The following is a 15,478-nucleotide window of genomic DNA, read 5'->3' as shown; positions in this document are numbered from 1 at the left end:
GGATTTGGAGGATAATAGAATGATAATGTTGATACTCAAAATTTAATTATGAATCATGACTTATATGAATTTGAGACTGTTGTATATCGTATTAAAACACTAATCAAAGAGGCGCGCAATAATATAATTTGAGCGATTGGAAAATTCTATGAGAATTGATCAGCATGAGAGGTAAGGGGGATTAAAAAAGGCCAAAAAACTTTATCGATTCAAACGAGAAGGTTCTTTTTGCTTCCTTTTTCTTTCAAGGAAAAGGAACGCCTGCCCGGCGGGGGCCGGGGACCGGGGCAGCGCCCCGGCGGATGCAGAGAAGGGAGAGGAGTATGGGGGAACAATACGCCATTGAGATGCGGGGCATCTGCAAGAGCTTTGGCAGCGTAGCGGCCAACAAAAATGTCAATCTGAACGTGAAGCCTGGAGAAATCCTGGCCCTGCTGGGAGAAAACGGCTCAGGCAAGACCACATTGATGAACATGCTGTCGGGCATTTACAAGCCGGACAGCGGCTCCATTTTTGTGGACGGCCAGGAGGTGGCCATCAACTCCCCGGAGGACGCCAAAAAGCTGGGAATCGGCATGGTTCACCAGCACTTCAAGCTGGTGGACGTCTTCTCCGCCGCAGACAACATCTGGCTGGGGGACGACAGGTCAGGAGCGGTGCTGAAAAAGAGCCGGTACGACACCATTGGGGAGATGGCCCGGAAATTTGGCTTTGACATTGACCCAAGGAAAAAGGTCTATAACATGGCGGTGTCTGAAAAGCAGACCCTGGAGATTGTCAAAGTGCTGTACTACGGGGCCAAAATCATCATTTTGGACGAGCCCACCGCCGTGCTCACCGTCCAGGAGACGGCCAAGCTCTTTGACGTGCTACGCCGGATGAAGGCGGAGGGCCACGCCATCATCATCATCACTCACAAGCTCAATGAGGTGCTTGAGATTTCTGACCGGGTGGCCATCCTCCGCAAGGGGGAGTACATCTGCACTGTGGATACCGCCTCCACCGACGAGCAGCAGCTCACCGAGTTCATGGTAGGCCGCAAGGTGGAGCTGAACATCAGCCGCCCCGTAGTGGAAAAGACCCGCCCTCTGCTGGAGATTCGGGACCTGACCATCCGCAATGACGAGGGCGCCAATGCGATCGACCATGTGAATTTCTACATCCGGGGGGGCGAAATTCTGGGCGTAGCCGGTATCGCCGGCTGCGGACAGAAGGAGCTGTGCGAAGCTATTGCTGGCCTGCGGCCCATTGACAGCGGCATGATGATCCACAAGGGGGACAACATTGTGGGTCTCACTCCCAAGGCCATTCTGGAAAAAGGCATCTCCATGTCCTTTATCCCCGAGGACCGGCTGGGCATGGGCCTGGCCCCCTCCATGTCGGTGACAGACAACATGCTTTTGAAGAAGTATGACCAGGCCAAGGGGCCCTTTGTGGACCGGAAGACGGGCCGGGCGGAGGCTCAGCAGGTGATCGACGAGCTGGAAATTGTCACCCCCTCCACCGAGACGCCGGTGCGCCGGCTGTCCGGCGGCAACGTGCAGAAGGTGCTGCTGGGCCGGGAGATCAAGGCTGGGCCCAACGTAATTGTCACCGCCTACCCCGTCCGGGGGCTGGATATCAACTCCTCCTACGCCATCTATGACATTTTAAACCGGCAGAAGAAGGACGGTGTGGGCATCCTCTTTGTGGGGGAGGACCTGGACGTGATGATCGACCTGTGCGACAAAATTATGGTGCTGTGCCACGGCAGGGTGATGGGAGTGGTCCACGCCCACAAGACCAGCAAGGAGGAGCTGGGCCTGATGATGACAGGCGCGCTGGACCTGAGCAACAAATATGAGGACAAGCCCGCCGGGTACGCCCGTGACAGCCTGATTGAAAAAGCTGAGGAGGTGGAGGAATGAAGAACCGTCAGCCCCTTTTCCACGTGGTCAAGCGGGACCACACCGGCCCGGGCCGTCAGATTGCTGCCTATGTGGCGGCGGTGGTGCTGGCCCTGGTCGTAGGCGCGGTGCTGCTGCTGATTCAGGGGGTGGAGCCTCTCACCTTCTACCGCCAGCTGCTCACCATGGGCATCCCGGGCAGCCGGTATCCCTGGCGGTCGGTGGAGAACTTTATCAAACTGTTTGTTCCTCTGCTTATTACCTCCATGGCTCTGGCGCTGGCCTTTAAAATGCGCTTTTGGAACATCGGAGGTGAGGGGCAGTTTATTATGGGCGCCTTTTGGGCGGGCTTTGCGGCCATGAAACTGGGGGAGACCCTGCCCCAGCCTCTGATGGTGCTGGTCATGGCCCTGTGCGGAGCTCTGGGCGGCGGCCTCTACGGAGTGTTTGTGGCGGCGCTGAAGGTGAAATGGGGTACAAATGAGACCCTCCTTACCCTGATGCTGAACTATGTGGCCCTATACTTTCTGCAATATTTTGCCGAGACAAAAACAGATTGGAATTTCTTTTTGGACCCGGGGTCTGCCCGGCCCAAGTTTGCAAAGTTCCCGGGCAATGCCCAGATGATCACCATCCCTATCGGTCCCTTCAATCTGAACCTGTCCCTAGTGATCGCCGCCGCCCTGTGCGTTTTGCTGTACATCTACCTCAACTATACCAAGCGGGGATATGAGATCGCCGTGGTGGGGGACAGCCCCAACACCGCCCGGTATGCCGGGATGAAGGTAGGGAAAATAGTCATCCGCACCATTTTCCTGTCCGCCGCCCTGATTGGTCTTGCGGGGGCCTTTCAGGTGTCCTCCGCCGGCATTCTGTCCACCTCGGTCACCAACGACGTGGGCTGGACAGGGATCGTGGTGGCATGGCTGGCCAAACTGAACACGGTGGGTATTGTGGTGGCCTCACTGCTCATCACCGTCCTCCAGTTCGGCTGTCAGACGGCCAGCACCACCTACCCCTCTATCGACGCCAACTTTGCCAATCTGCTCCAGGGCGTCATCCTCTTTATCGTGCTGGCGGCGGATTTCTTTATCCGCTTTAAGCTGGTTCGGACCAGAAAGGAGGCGGCCAAATGAATGACCCTATCAATGTATTAACGCTGTTCCTGTTCAATATTGTGCTGGTTAACATCCCTCTGCTCTACGGCACCGTGGGGGAGATTGTGGTGGAGAAGGCGGGCAGTCTGGACCTGGGCGTGGAGGGCACCATGGCTGTGGGGGCCATGTTTGGCTACCTGGCCGGATGCGCGGCCAACAGCGTCATGGTGGGACTGCTGGTGTCCTTTATCGCGGCGGGTCTGTGCGGACTTCTCTTCGCGGCGCTCACCGTCTCACTCCAGGCCAACCAGAATGTCACCGGCTTGACCATCACCACCTTTGGTCTGGGGCTGTACTTTTTCATTGGCAAGGGCCTTGGGGAGAGGTGGCCCGCCATGACCGGCTCCCAAAGTCTGGTAAAAGGATTCGCCGCACTGGAAATTCCGGGTCTCTCTAAACTCCCTGTTATCGGAAAAGCGCTGTTTTCCCACAATGTCCTGGTCTATCTGGGGGTTGCTGTCGCCATTCTGGTGTGGTGGTACCTCAACTTTACAAAGACCGGCCTGCGCCTGCGGGCGGTGGGAGAAAACCCCGGCGCCGCCGACTCGGTGGGGGTGAACACCCTGCTGTATAAGTACATCCATCTCATTGGGGGCTCGGGAATTATGGGCCTGGGCGGATTCTACATGGCCCTGTACATGGGCGGCTCCTTTGAGGGCTCCAACTGCTGGATCAACGGCTACGGCTGGATAGCCATTGCCCTGGTTATCTTTGCCAACTGGAACCCGGTTCTGTCCATTCTGGGCACTCTGGTTTTCGGCTTTTTCAATACTCTCCAGATTTACGCCGGCTCTCTGGCGGGGGCGTTTCCCGGTCCGCTGGGCTGGCTCAGCGCGATTCCGCCCCACCTGTACAAGGCGCTGCCCTTTTTGATTACCGCTATTGTGCTGGTGGCCTCCTCCATCCATAAGCGGGAGGGCTCCGGACAGCCCGCCGCTCTGGGCCTGAACTACTTCCGGGAGGAGCGGTAATTGGCACCGTATGGGGCGGACAGTGTCCGTTCCCGGCAAATTTCAATCCGTATAGTAATAGCAAAAATATAACAGGAGCGTCCCGGTTTGGGGCGCTCCTGCTGTTTCAGACAGGCTGTACTGACTGCGGTGGTGTGGTGGATTTACGGGAGAGCCGGAGCCGACCCAGATGGAACAGGGAAATCAAAAGCATGTGGGAGGAGAAGGCGTATTGGTCAGCCAGGGTCCAGCCCAGGAAAAAGAAGAGAGGATTGGAGGGCAGCGCCGCGTCAAAGGCAGGGGTGCCAATCCAGGCGACCAAATCATACAGCCGCCACAGCAGGGGGATTGGTATCAGGAACGCATACAGCCCCACCCCCAGGAAGGCCAGGCCAATGAAAAGGGAGCGCTTCCGATCTGTCCTGTACCCCTGGTCCCGCCAGGCGAAGGCCAGGCCAATCAGGGCACAGCCCAAAATCCGAAGGACCGGGCAGAGTACACCGCCCCCGCCGGTGAGGGTGCCCAGATAGAAATCCATCAGGAATATCACCAGATCGAAGAGAATTGTCACCCCCAGCACCTCCAGGACAAGCCGCCGGCGTGAGGGCGCAAAGCCCTCCGGTTCAGGCAGGGGGGCAGCGGGGAGCTCCGTCACAACAGGGGCAGGCTCCGCCCCGCCCCCATTGAGCAGAGCGTCTGCGGGTATGCCGTACAGCTTGCTCAGAGCCAGCAAATTTTCCGCCGAGGGCAGGGCGGCCCCCGTCTCCCATTTGGAGACAGTCTGCCGGGATACCTCCAGCGCCTCCGCCAGCTCAATCTGAGACAGGCCCTGCTGTTTTCTGTAAAAGGACAACGTTTCTTTCAGGTTCATTGGGGATGCCCCCTAATATAAATCTATAACCTATATCATATCCCCCACACACCCGATTTGGCAACCAACTTTAGTTTACATTGCCGGCTTTTTTGAAAAAAGCTGAGAGCGCCCCTGTCAGAGCGCTCCCATTTATTATCTGTCAGCCGGCCAGCTCCGCCTGGACGGCGGCCCGGAGGGACAGCATCTTGTTCCAGAAGGAGCCTACATCCAAAGCGGTGAGGGCATCGGTCTTCTCCAGGCCCAGCCGCTCCTGCTCCAGGGACATCAGCTCGTCCATCTGAGCGGAGATGCACTCGGCACGGAAGTCGTCCGGGTTCATAGGCAGGCGGAGGATGATGTGGTAGCCGAAGTCACTTTCCACCACCTCGCTGATTTCACCGTTTTGCAGAGCTAAAGCGGCATTTTCAAAGGGCTCAACCATTGCACCCTTTTGGGTGGTGTAGCCGTCGGGATTAGTAGCCAGGCCGGAGTCCTCGCTGTACTCGTTCATCAGGGTGTCAAAGAGGGCCACAGGGTCCTCAGCCGCCCGGAGCTGGGAGAGAAGATCGTCTGCGGTGGCCTTCTTTTGGGCGATGGTGGCGTCGTCCAGGGGCTCACGGGTGTCCAGATCTATGGTGGCCAGCAGGATGTGCTTGGCCCGATACTGGCCGCTCTCCTCCAGATAGGCGTTAACCTCGGCGTCGGTGGGATAGCTGCCGCTGTTTTCGCCAAAGTACAGCTCCTGGAGCTGGTCATACAGACCGCTGTTCTCGTTCAGGCGGATGAGCAGGTCCTTGGTGAGCATGCTGGCCCAGAGGGTGTGGATGACCTGCTCCTCATTGCTGCCCGCCTGGACCACCATATCGGCGTACTGCTTATCCATATCAAGAGCAATGGAGGGATCGGGGGAGACACCCTCCTGCCGGGCCAGCTCCCGGAGCATGCAGTGGAAGGTGGCGGCGTCCATAGCCTGGTCTTGCATATACTGCCCAAAGGTGATGCCCTCTGCCATCTCTGCGTCCCAGGGCAGGGTGGTCATCTGACCGCCAAACTGGGACAGATAGTTGTCAATGACCCGGTTGAGCCAGTAGAGGTAATCGGCGGCGGAAATCTCTGTCTCACCCAGCTTAGCTACGACCTCTTTGCCAGCCAGACCGGAGACGGCAAAAAAGGGGTCAGTCACTTGGGACAGGTCCATAGGCGTCACCTGGGCAGTGGCCTCGGAGGAGGCGTCAGGCATGGAACCGGACCCGGCGGTGGGGTTAACTGTGGTACCGGGATTTTTGCTCCCGCAGCCAGCAAGAGCAGTCAGCGCCATCGTGAGGGCCAGCGCCAGGGCCCCGAATTGCTTTGCATGTTTCATAAATGTTTCCTTTCCAGCGTGAGAAAATAATGAACGGCCCTTATCATATCACAAATTGCGGCGAGAGGCAAGTCCGATTCTGCTTTGGGGAGCGTCCTGCTGTCAATGTTACAATGCCACCCTCCCATAAAGAATGACATCACCGCAGGACATAGCATCCCTGTTCCCCCCGGCAAAGCTGTTTTGTATCATTGATAGAAACGATTTCATGCTGAATCCCATACTAACGGAAGCGGCTGCCAGCAGGGAACGGGGTGTACCTTACGCAGCATCTCCTTATCTAAAAAAGAGACAGCGCCGCCTGCTCCGCGGCGCTGTCTCTTTTTTAGATGCAGGAACGGCTCAACGCTGTCTCGAATTTGGTTTTTGATTCCGCTATTCAAAAGTCGCCTGAGAGATGTCTATGCTCTGGCCGCTGCGGTTGTCGATGTCGGTGCCATTGTGGGAGAAGACGCTCTCATGGAAGCTGATGGCCATATCCACCGGCGTTCCCGCCCAAAGGATGGCGGTATCGTTTTCCGTGAAGTGGTTGCCGGTAAATTGAGAGTGGCTCACAGTGCTCTGGCTGGCGTTAAAGTGGAAGCCCACAGTGTTGTCCGCAAACTCACAGTAGCGGAAATTCAGCCAGGAATTCCCGTGGGTCAGCACGGCGGTTTTCCAGCCGGTGAAGGTGCAGCCCGTCAGGTGGACCCGGGCGGCGGCGGTGACGCGCTCCACCTTATATAAAGGCGTTGGCTGTGTTGGCGTCGCTGGCTGTGTGGTGGACGAACAGGTATATGGGAAAGCGGCACTCCCCGTCCCGCTCCGCCGTTTCATAGATGATGGGCAGATAGCGGCAGGAGCAGTCCAGCAGCTTCCGGTAGACCTCCCCGTTGCCGGTGAACCTGCGGAGAATGAACTGCCGGCCGCTCTCCCAGTGCCAGATGAGCTCCACGCTGACCCGGGGACTCTCCTTCAGCAGGCGGAGCTTTTCAAATTCCAGATCCAGTTGTTCTGACAGCCATGCGTACGGAGCGGCCACCCCCACAAAATTTCAAACCCTATGCAGCCAGCATATTGCATCCGGCGGCGGTTTTTTGTACAATGATAAGCATATTATTCAGATTCTTTTTGAGGAAGTAAAGGTATGAATACATCATGTGGGAAAATCGACCGGCGATCTGAAACAGGAGCTGATGGAACAGGCCAGCCCGGACCAGTACATCACAGAAAATGAGGCCTATTTTGTGGAGACCGACCTGACCGAGGTTTTGACCAAGCTCTATGAGAAATGCGGGTTCTCCAAGGCGGAGCTGGCCCGGCGGGCGGTAATGAGCACCAGGTCTTTTCTGGGCGGCGCAGGCCCTCCCGGGACCGTCTGCTGTGCCTGTGCTTCGGGCTGGGCACCGGGCTGGAGGAGGCCAACCTGCTGCTGAAGGGGATGGGCCACGCCCCCATCTGCCCCCGGCTAAAGCGGGACGCCATCATCAGCCACGGCCTGCTCCACCGCACGCCCCTGGCGGAGATCAACCACAAGCTGTTCATCGAAAACGAAAAAACGCTGTTTTAAGAAAGGAGGAGCATGCTGTGACAACCACACAAACCCTCTGCTACAACTGCTTCCGGCAGATAGCAGACCCGACCCAGCCCTGTCCCCACTGCGGCTTTGACCTGGGGGAGAACCAGCAGAAATTCCCGGTGGCCCTGCGGGCGGGGACGGTGCTGAATGACCGATACGTCGTCGGCCGCGTTCTGGGCCAGGGCGGCTTCGGCATCACCTACGTAGCCTTCGACACCCAGCTCCAGGCCAAGGTGGCGGTGAAGGAGTATATGCCCAGCGACATGGCCACCCGTGTGGAGGGGACCACCGTGTCCGTCATGATGGACACCCGGGCGGAGGACTTTACCTACGGTGCGGAGCGCTTCCAGGAGGAGGCCCGGACCCTGGCCAAGTTTATCGGCCACCCCAACATCGCCGGCGTGTCCAGCTACTTTGACCAGAACGACACCTCCTACTTCGTCATGGACTACATCGAGGGGGTCAGCTTCAAGTCCTACATCGCCAACAACGGCGGGAAGGTGTCCGTGGATGAGACCCTGAACGTGATGATCCCCGTCCTTCGGGCGCTGACGGCGGTCCACGCCGAGGGCTTCATCCACCGGGACGTGACCCCGGACAACATCTACATCTCCAAGGACGGCAACGTGAAGCTGCTGGACTTCGGCTCCGCCCGGTACTCCATCGGGGACAAGTCCAAAAGCCTGGACGTGATCCTGAAGGTGGGCTACGCCCCCAAGGAGCAGTACATAAGAAGAGGCCGTCAGGGGCCCTACACCGACGTGTACTCCTGCGCCGCCTGCTTCTACGCCGCCCTGACGGGCTACCTGCCCCCGGAATCCCTGGAGCGGCTGGACCACGACGAGCTGGTGCCCGTCTCCCAGGCGGGGGTGGCGGTCCCCGAGTGGCTGGACAAGGCCATTCTCAAGGGCCTGGCCGTCCAGCCGGAGGACCGGTTCCAGTCCGCCGCCGAGTTTTTGGACGCCATCGAGAACCAGCTGGTGGTGGACGTGCCAGCGGCGGGTGCGTCTGTGCAGCCTGTCCAGCAGAAAAAGCCCAAGACCGCGCTGATTGCAGGGGTCGCCGCCGTGCTGGTGATGGCCATCGGCCTGGGCGTCTTTGCAGGCACACGGGGAGGAGGAACCGCCCCGGCGGCCAGCAGCGAAAGCCAGAACAGCGCGCCATTGAAAAGGGCGGAGGTGCCCTATATCACCATCCGCGGCGAGCAGTACAGCACCGATTTGCGGGATCTGCGGCTGGAAAATATGGGGTTGACCGACGAGGATATCGTTGATTTGAAGTATATGATCAACCTGACCCAGCTGCGTATGCCGGGCAATGACATCACCGACCTGACGCCGGCGGCAGGTTTGACGGAACTGCGCTACATCGACGTGCGGCAAAACCCCAATCTGGCCGATTTTTCCCCACTGGCGGGACTGACAAATCTGGAGGAGATCAGCTACTATCAGACCGCTATTGAGGACTACTCTTTCATGGCGAATATGACCAACCTGGTCGCCCTGGAGTTATACAATGTTCCGCCGGACGCCGATCTGAGCTGCCTGTCCGGCCTGACCAATGTAATCGAGGTATACACAAATGGCGGCAATAATTCCATCAACGACCTGAGCTTCCTCCATGGAATGACCCAGCTGCAAACGCTCAGCATCCAAATCGGCTCGGACCTGGATGAGATCGACCTCTCGTTTGTGGCCAACATGCCAGATTTGGCGGAGTTGAACATCTATACCAACGGCCGAAGCACAGCCAAGGTCACAGACATTACCCCGCTGACGGGTCTGGACCTGAGAATACTCCAGATTCCCGCCAATGTGGAGAGTCTGGCCCCGCTGGCGGGCATGACAAACCTGCAGCAGCTCTATCTTCCAATAAACGGCAGCAACGACCATTACACCCTGACGGATATCGGCGCGTTGGCCGATATGACCAAGCTGACCATGATCAACTTGCCCCTGGGAAAGGGCGTGGACCTGACGCCGCTGTCCGGGCTGACAGAAATGACAGAGCTGCAACTCCAATGTCATTAAATTAAGCGATTTAGGGGCCAGATACGGTGTATCTGGCCCTTAACGCAATCCGTCAAATTTGGTTTCGCCGTTTAGTTGATTGTAAACAAATTGAGAATTATGCTGTAACCCACTTGACAGCCTCGGTATCACATTATTAAAATGAAAATGTAATTATCGCCCAGACAAATTCGTAGTGCTGTATGCACACGCCAGGGACAAGAAGAAAACCATTTTTTAATTAACAAATAAGTGACGAATAGGAAAGGCGACGTCCTCACAGATGAGAGGGCGCGTCTTTCTTACTTTTCTGGCGATAGTTTCAAAAACTATCGAAAAGAGGAAAGAACAATGGAAATGTTTGAAAATCGTCACATTTCAGACAGTCAAGCAGCGACATCTGAGGGAATGGTTGCGGACAATCCGCTGTCCCTCGCCGACCTGTACAAGCGTAATTTAGAGCGCGCTATGGCCTGCAATGTGGACATAGCCCACATTGCCCGCAGCCAGAAGCTGCCGCCTGAGAAACTCATCAAGTTCCTGATCGCCGCCGAGGGCGGGCCACTGGCAAAGGAGCTGCACCGCGCCGGGATTGACGCTACCCCTGCCGCCGTATCCCAGCGCCGCCGTCAAATCCCGCCCGCTGTATTCCGCAAGGTATTTTTGGACTTTACATCCTCCAGTGCATACGGTCAGCCCGATCGCGGCTACAAAGGCTACCGTGTTCTGGCCTGTGACGGCACCGCGGTCAATACGGCCCGCGACCCTGGCGCGCCCAGCTTCGTTTGCAATAACAGCGCGCCGAGGGGGTACAATCAATTACATTTAAGCCCCCTGTTTGACATCTACGACCGCACCTACTTTGACGCAGTTATACAGCCCGCACCCAGGAAGGACGAACCGGGCACACTGGTGGAAATGCTCAAGCGCAACGACTTTAACCGCAAGACCATTATTGTCCTCGACCGGGGCTATGAGAGCTACAACGTTATGGCCCACCTGATGAACACCTCAAATGTCTATTTCGTCCTTCGGGTGAAGCACAATCACTCCGCTATGCGGGAAATCGCCCGCCTGCCTATGTTGGAACTGGACTGCGATATTGCATTTACAATATCCACCACCCAGACCAAAGAGGACAAAGACAATCACCACATCTACCTCCCCCAGCCGAAAAAGAGCAAAACCGGCTCCACCACCCGGCGCGCCCGGTGGGACTTTCCCAGCCCCTACACCATGCGGCTCCGCGTTGTCCGGTTTCAACTGGACAATGGAAACTTTGAAACGCTGGCGACCTCACTTCCCCGGACATTCACCATCGACGACCTGAAAGAGATTTACCATCGCCGTTGGGGAATCGAGACCAGTTTCCGGGACTTGAAGTACAGCGCGGGGCTAATAAACCTCCACGGGAAACGGGATGACTTTGTGGAACAGGAAATCTATGCGGCGCTGACCGCCTTCAACTTCACCAGCCGAATCGTGCAGGAAGTCGTCGTTCAGCAACCGACCGACGGGCTGTATGCCTACGCCGTAAATTTCAAAATGGCGGTCACCCTCTGCAAAGAATTTCTCAATGACCCAGACATGACCGGGAAAGAAGTCATGCAGAAAATCAGCCGCCACACCGTCCCAATTCGGCCGGGACGGCAGGACGGGCGCAACCTTCGCGCCAAGGGTTTTGGCTGGTTCACGTACCGTATTGCGGCCTGAGAAATCACAGCCCGAAAAAACGGGGGGCGGGGGGTTGCTTCTCCCTGCCCCCATTCCCGTGGTTTTTGAAAAAGCCCGGTTTTGGGGCTGAAATCACGGGATTTTTCAAAAAAATGCGCCGCGATAACTTAACGGCGGCAAAATTAGCGCCGAATAGCGGATGTTATCGTAAAATTTCAACAAGCCTTGAAAATCTGATAGAAAATGGGGCATTTTATCGCTTTAAGTCATAAAATCAGATTTTCTAAACCTTCAACTTGTCCAGTCAATGTATCAAAAATGGGTATGGGATACTTTGTCCAGCGGGGCGATTTTTCCCAATATTTGTAAGAAATCACCCGTTAAATTAAGGAGAATCTAAAATCTCAACTTCTCATGGGTACGCCCTCAAAAAATGGGCAAACCCCACCCGAAAGGTAAAAATAGCGGGAATCACAACAAGTCTGAGTGATGTCAATAAAAAAGCGGGAAAGTCTGTTTTTGCAGACTTTCCCCGAAAACGCCCTTGCAATTTCTCCCGTGATAGGTTAAAATAACCTTGGAGACACAAAAGCGGCAGGCTACGGGGTGTACCACCACCCCGTAGCCCTGTACGAGTGATGATGGCACTCAGCACAGTAGTCTTGAACTACACCACGGGACTATTATATCCAAACCGGCGCGGATTTTCAAGGCTGGATTTGGGAGATAGTGTGCGTTGCGTGATTTATCAGGGCGGGGCTGAGGTTAAAAACTCGGTCCCGCTCTTTGTGTTTCCGACGAAAGCCCCGGGCGGGGGCATGTCCCCTGCCCGCCCTTCGGGGCTTCGTTGGAAACTTAATTTGAGAGGAAGAAGGTAAATGAAAAAGAAATTATTTTCCCTTGTGTTAGTCCTTGCGTTATGTATGGGGTTGACTGTTAATGCATCAGCCGAAAGCGCGCCGTCCTTTGGCGCGGATACTTGGGCCGCAGGTACTCAGTATTTCTTAGATGGAATCGATTCAAGAAAAAATCCAGATGCCTTTTGCCAAGCGACCTAAAAGTCAAGAGAAATTTGCAAAAGACAAGAAAGAATAGCACCTTGCATAAGTGAGGCGGGCATATTTTATGCGTTTTCACAACAAAATGACATGACAAGCCAGCCGGATGGGTCAATCCCATTCGGCTGGTACGCTTATATAGGACCGGGGCGTTACGCCGCCTGGAGCTCCTGGTCAAAGAGCATGGCGGCGGACTTCCAGCCCAGTATCTTGCGGGGGTAGTTGTTGACCCACCGCTCCGCTGCCATCACCTCCTCCTTTGTGACCTCATCAAAGTTGGTGCCTTTGGGGAAAAACCGTCTAATCAGCCGGTTCATGTTCTCATTGGAGCCCCTTTCAAAAGCGCTGTATGGGTGGCAGAAAAACACGATGGTCCGCTTGCCCTTGCGCCGGTGGGACATCTCTATGCCCTCGAAGTCTTGAAACTCACAGCCATTGTCAACGGTGATGCTCTTGAAAAGTTTATAGAACAGCTTGCCAAAGCGCCGCTCCAGGCCGTTGATGGCCTTGACCACGCTGGCCGCCGTGTGGTCCTCCACCAGCAAGACAATCCCCATGCGGGTCCGCCGCTCTGTAAGCACCAGGAGGGCTTGCTTGGAGCCCTTGCACCCCATGACGCTGTCCATCTCCCAGTGGCCAAAGCTGCCCCGGCTCTTGACCTCCTCCGGGCGCTTTTCGATGCTCTGGCCACGGGGAGCCCTGGCGGCCTCCTTTTTACTCTTGGCGGCGTAGTGGCGGCGGCCCTTGTCATGCAGGTGCTCCGGGGTCAGGAAAAGGAACACGTCCCCACGGTAGATGTAATTATAGACCGTATTCTCACAGATTTCCGTGTCAAATTTCTCCCCGTTGTTTCGGATTTCCGCAAGGGCGGCACCAGGGGCAAAGCCTTGGACCATGATGAGCTCCTCCAGCCGCTTGACCAGGGCGTGGTCATGGCCGATTTTGAGCTCCTTGCCCTTTTCCTTGAGGAAAGCCTTGTATTTGCGGTGTGCCACGTCCGCACAATAGACCTCAACGTCAATGAGGTCCGTGGTGCGCTGGACGCACAGGCCCCGGCCTATTTCATAGTAGATAGACCGTTCACACTTGCCCAGGGCCTCCGCAATAGCAGGCTTTGAAAAGCCTTTTCTCAGCATCCGCTCCAGGGTCTGCCGGTCATTGAGCGTGAAATGGGTGGCTCCTTTATGGTTCATATTGCACCTCCAGAAAATAGTAAAAGCGGGGTGTTGCCACCCCGCTTGCCCGTGTGTTGTTATCTGGCCATGTATCGCTCCAGCAGCTCCGCCGTCTCTCCATCTGGCAAGATGTCCTCCAGCTTGCAGTTGAGGGCAAGGCAGATTTTGAGGAGCGTGGCCAGCTTTGCACCGCACAGGTCACGGCCTCCCTGCTCATAGGTCTGGAGCACCCGGCCATTGATACCGGCGGCGGTGGCCAGTTCAGATTGTGAAAAATCGTGTGCCAGTCGTGCGCTTTGCAGTTTGTTTCTTGTTTGGCCCATAGGGCTGCACCTCCTCCGTTTTCTCTATTATACAACAAAAGTTGTATAATGTCAAGATAGAAAAAAGCCCGTGCAAAAGGAAATTTTGCCGGGCAATTTTTTAATCCTTTGTGGCCCTCAGCCGGTCCGCAAGCATGGCCAGCGTTGCCACGTCCCGCTCATCCAGGCCGGACACGTTGATGCTGGCCAGAGGCTCCAGGCCCAGGAGGTAGTCCGTGGACACGGAAAAGGTCTTTGCCAGCTCCACGATGCTGGCCGGGGACGGGATGGAAAGCCCTTGCTCCCAGGAGTTCACGCCGTTGCGGGTGATACCCATACGGCGGGCAAGCTCCGCTTGTGTCCAGCCCCGTGCCTCTCTTAACGCCTTTATTTTCTCCGCAATCATCCGCAGCGCCTCCTTTCAAAGTAATTATACTTTGCATGGCCGTCAAGTCATTATCAAATAGGCTCTGTTGCTTGACAGCACGGCGGAGGCCAGATATAATGGGGTTTGTAAAGGTCAAGAAAGAACAAGAAAGAGAGGGCGAAAAGGTGAAAAAGCTGGGGCGGTTTCTAAAGGCGTTCTTTGGCGTTGTTTGCGTCATTTATGTGGCTGTTTTTATATGGCTGGCGGTAGATACGCACAAGGCGGAGATGGTGCTGGGGGCGGTGTTGTTCGCTGTTCCTACCTATTTCCTGCTGAGGAAAAAGAAAGTAAAGCCGGAGCCGCAAAGCCCAACAGCGGGGGCCGTGCGCCGGGAGGCCAGTCAATACACGCCGGATGCGCCGGAGGAAACATTGCGGGATATGCGGATGTACTACACAAAAGAGCAGATAGAGAATGACGTGCGCATCCTCTCCGAAAGTTTCAAGCTGGCCCAGCAGACGGCCAACATTGACACATTCACCAGCCGGTTGGCATTGGCACAGCGGACAGCGTTGACCCTCCTGCAAGCCGAAAAAGCGGGGTGCAAAGGGATTTTGCCGGGGACAAGCAAAACGTGTGACCAGGTGCTCTCCAGCGTGAAAGACCTAAAAATTGCTTTCCTTGAAAACAGCTACATAAAAGAAACAACGGAGGCCATGCTGTTAAAAACGCCGTCTGGACAGCGTAAAAGGATGGAGGCATTTCTGGCAAAGCTGGAGGCCCACAAGACTGATTTTTTAGACGTGGCGGACACCTATGACAAAGTGGTGAGGGACACAAAGGTCCTCATGCCGTAGACGCAAAAAGCCGGAGAGGCCAGCAGGCCCCTCCGGCTTTTTTCCATCGGAAAAAACAGCCCAACCCAGGGCGGCGGGGGTATCTTTACCCCTCCCGACCTTGACGGCCCTTGTGGGGGGCTTTACTCCTTTTTCTTTTCAAGCTGCAAGATGACCTCCCGTAGCTTGTCAAAGCCAAACATTGCCGCATAAGCCACCATAAAGCCCACCACAACGGCGGCCACCACCATGTACCATACCACGGCCAGGCCCTTGACCTGGGACCAGGC

At 56.1% G+C, this 15,478-nt stretch carries 15 protein-coding genes; 8 read left to right on the top strand and 7 right to left on the bottom strand.

Going from position 1 to position 15,478, the window contains the following annotated elements:
- Positions 1–323 precede the first annotated feature (323 nt).
- From NFS22_RS15890 to NFS22_RS15880, 3 genes are read left to right on the top strand one after another with little or no spacing between them, the layout of a single operon-like run.
- Entirely contained in the window at positions 324–1,907 is a 1,584-nt protein-coding gene (locus tag NFS22_RS15890; RefSeq protein ID WP_251318683.1) for an ABC transporter ATP-binding protein, read from the top strand.
- Positions 1,904–3,022 carry an ABC transporter permease gene (locus tag NFS22_RS15885; RefSeq protein ID WP_251318682.1) on the top strand — a complete coding sequence of 373 codons (1,119 nt, stop codon included), beginning with the start codon at positions 1,904–1,906 and terminating at the stop codon, positions 3,020–3,022. The genes NFS22_RS15890 and NFS22_RS15885 overlap by 4 nt, the downstream gene beginning before the upstream one ends.
- A complete protein-coding gene (locus NFS22_RS15880; RefSeq protein WP_251318681.1) occupies positions 3,019–4,014 on the top strand; it encodes an ABC transporter permease in 996 nt (331 codons plus the stop codon). The genes NFS22_RS15885 and NFS22_RS15880 overlap by 4 nt, the downstream gene beginning before the upstream one ends.
- 106 nt (positions 4,015–4,120) lie before the next feature.
- Here the strand turns inward: NFS22_RS15880 and NFS22_RS15875 are convergent, their stop codons facing one another.
- From NFS22_RS15875 to NFS22_RS15860, 4 genes are all read right to left on the bottom strand, one after another.
- A complete protein-coding gene (locus NFS22_RS15875) occupies positions 4,121–4,864 on the bottom strand; it encodes a helix-turn-helix domain-containing protein (protein WP_251318680.1) in 744 nt (247 codons plus the stop codon).
- 142 nt (positions 4,865–5,006) lie between these two features.
- The gene (locus NFS22_RS15870) at positions 5,007–6,209 is read right to left on the bottom strand and encodes a peptidylprolyl isomerase (protein WP_251318679.1); all 1,203 of its coding nucleotides are present in this window, start codon (positions 6,207–6,209) and stop codon (positions 5,007–5,009) included.
- Between the two features lie 375 nt (positions 6,210–6,584).
- On the bottom strand, positions 6,585–6,926 hold the full coding sequence (locus NFS22_RS15865; protein ID WP_251318678.1) for a right-handed parallel beta-helix repeat-containing protein: 342 nt from the start codon (positions 6,924–6,926) through the stop codon (positions 6,585–6,587).
- 1 nt (position 6,927) lies between these two features.
- Positions 6,928–7,230, bottom strand: coding sequence for a hypothetical protein (locus tag NFS22_RS15860; RefSeq protein ID WP_251318677.1), 303 nt, complete (start codon positions 7,228–7,230; stop codon positions 6,928–6,930).
- A gap of 249 nt (positions 7,231–7,479) precedes the next feature.
- Here NFS22_RS15860 and NFS22_RS15855 point away from each other — a divergent pair, with 249 nt between their 5' ends.
- The 4 genes from NFS22_RS15855 to NFS22_RS15840 all read left to right on the top strand — a co-directional run bounded on the left by NFS22_RS15855 (position 7,480) and on the right by NFS22_RS15840 (position 12,508).
- Positions 7,480–7,758: a hypothetical protein gene (locus NFS22_RS15855; RefSeq protein ID WP_251318676.1), complete on the top strand. Its 279-nt coding sequence runs from the start codon at positions 7,480–7,482 to the stop codon at positions 7,756–7,758.
- A gap of 17 nt (positions 7,759–7,775) precedes the next feature.
- On the top strand, positions 7,776–9,797 hold the full coding sequence (locus NFS22_RS15850) for a protein kinase domain-containing protein (protein ID WP_251318675.1): 2,022 nt from the start codon (positions 7,776–7,778) through the stop codon (positions 9,795–9,797).
- A gap of 330 nt (positions 9,798–10,127) precedes the next feature.
- Positions 10,128–11,489: an IS4 family transposase gene (locus NFS22_RS15845; RefSeq protein ID WP_251318674.1), complete on the top strand. Its 1,362-nt coding sequence runs from the start codon at positions 10,128–10,130 to the stop codon at positions 11,487–11,489.
- Positions 11,490–12,328: 839 nt separating this feature from the next.
- Positions 12,329–12,508, top strand: coding sequence for a hypothetical protein (locus NFS22_RS15840; protein WP_251318673.1), 180 nt, complete (start codon positions 12,329–12,331; stop codon positions 12,506–12,508).
- Positions 12,509–12,660: 152 nt separating this feature from the next.
- Here NFS22_RS15840 and NFS22_RS15835 read toward each other — a convergent pair whose 3' ends face one another.
- The 3 genes from NFS22_RS15835 to NFS22_RS15825 form a co-directional block, all read right to left on the bottom strand.
- Entirely contained in the window at positions 12,661–13,701 is a 1,041-nt protein-coding gene (locus NFS22_RS15835) for an IS30 family transposase (protein WP_251318672.1), read from the bottom strand.
- Positions 13,702–13,760: 59 nt separating this feature from the next.
- Positions 13,761–14,006, bottom strand: coding sequence for a helix-turn-helix transcriptional regulator (locus NFS22_RS15830; RefSeq protein WP_160233049.1), 246 nt, complete (start codon positions 14,004–14,006; stop codon positions 13,761–13,763).
- A gap of 100 nt (positions 14,007–14,106) precedes the next feature.
- Positions 14,107–14,391 carry a helix-turn-helix domain-containing protein gene (locus NFS22_RS15825; RefSeq protein ID WP_251318318.1) on the bottom strand — a complete coding sequence of 95 codons (285 nt, stop codon included), beginning with the start codon at positions 14,389–14,391 and terminating at the stop codon, positions 14,107–14,109.
- Between the two features lie 98 nt (positions 14,392–14,489).
- On the opposite strand from NFS22_RS15825, the gene NFS22_RS15820 reads away from it, so the two are divergent.
- Positions 14,490–15,209, top strand: a complete 720-nt coding sequence (locus NFS22_RS15820) for a hypothetical protein (protein ID WP_251318671.1) — start codon at positions 14,490–14,492, stop codon at positions 15,207–15,209.
- Positions 15,210–15,478: the final 269 nt, after the last annotated feature.

The sequence above is a fragment of the Flintibacter muris genome (genome assembly GCF_943192995.1).
In the GTDB taxonomy this organism is placed as follows: domain Bacteria; phylum Bacillota; class Clostridia; order Oscillospirales; family Oscillospiraceae; genus Lawsonibacter; species Lawsonibacter muris.
Note: the sequence above shows the minus strand (reverse complement) of the source record. Positions and strands in the feature narration are given on the sequence as shown.

Coding starts and splice junctions, on each gene's coding strand:
- NFS22_RS15885 (WP_251318682.1), top strand. CDS start 1,904: ATGAAGAACCGTCAGCCCCTTTTCCACGTGGTCAAGCGGGACCACACC.
- NFS22_RS15840 (WP_251318673.1), top strand. CDS start 12,329: ATGAAAAAGAAATTATTTTCCCTTGTGTTAGTCCTTGCGTTATGTATG.
- NFS22_RS15875 (WP_251318680.1), bottom strand. CDS start 4,864: ATGAACCTGAAAGAAACGTTGTCCTTTTACAGAAAACAGCAGGGCCTG.
- NFS22_RS15880 (WP_251318681.1), top strand. CDS start 3,019: ATGAATGACCCTATCAATGTATTAACGCTGTTCCTGTTCAATATTGTG.
- NFS22_RS15870 (WP_251318679.1), bottom strand. CDS start 6,209: ATGAAACATGCAAAGCAATTCGGGGCCCTGGCGCTGGCCCTCACGATG.
- NFS22_RS15830 (WP_160233049.1), bottom strand. CDS start 14,006: ATGGGCCAAACAAGAAACAAACTGCAAAGCGCACGACTGGCACACGAT.
- NFS22_RS15845 (WP_251318674.1), top strand. CDS start 10,128: ATGGAAATGTTTGAAAATCGTCACATTTCAGACAGTCAAGCAGCGACA.
- NFS22_RS15835 (WP_251318672.1), bottom strand. CDS start 13,701: ATGAACCATAAAGGAGCCACCCATTTCACGCTCAATGACCGGCAGACC.
- NFS22_RS15890 (WP_251318683.1), top strand. CDS start 324: ATGGGGGAACAATACGCCATTGAGATGCGGGGCATCTGCAAGAGCTTT.
- NFS22_RS15825 (WP_251318318.1), bottom strand. CDS start 14,391: ATGATTGCGGAGAAAATAAAGGCGTTAAGAGAGGCACGGGGCTGGACA.
- NFS22_RS15820 (WP_251318671.1), top strand. CDS start 14,490: ATGGGGTTTGTAAAGGTCAAGAAAGAACAAGAAAGAGAGGGCGAAAAG.
- NFS22_RS15855 (WP_251318676.1), top strand. CDS start 7,480: ATGCGGGTTCTCCAAGGCGGAGCTGGCCCGGCGGGCGGTAATGAGCAC.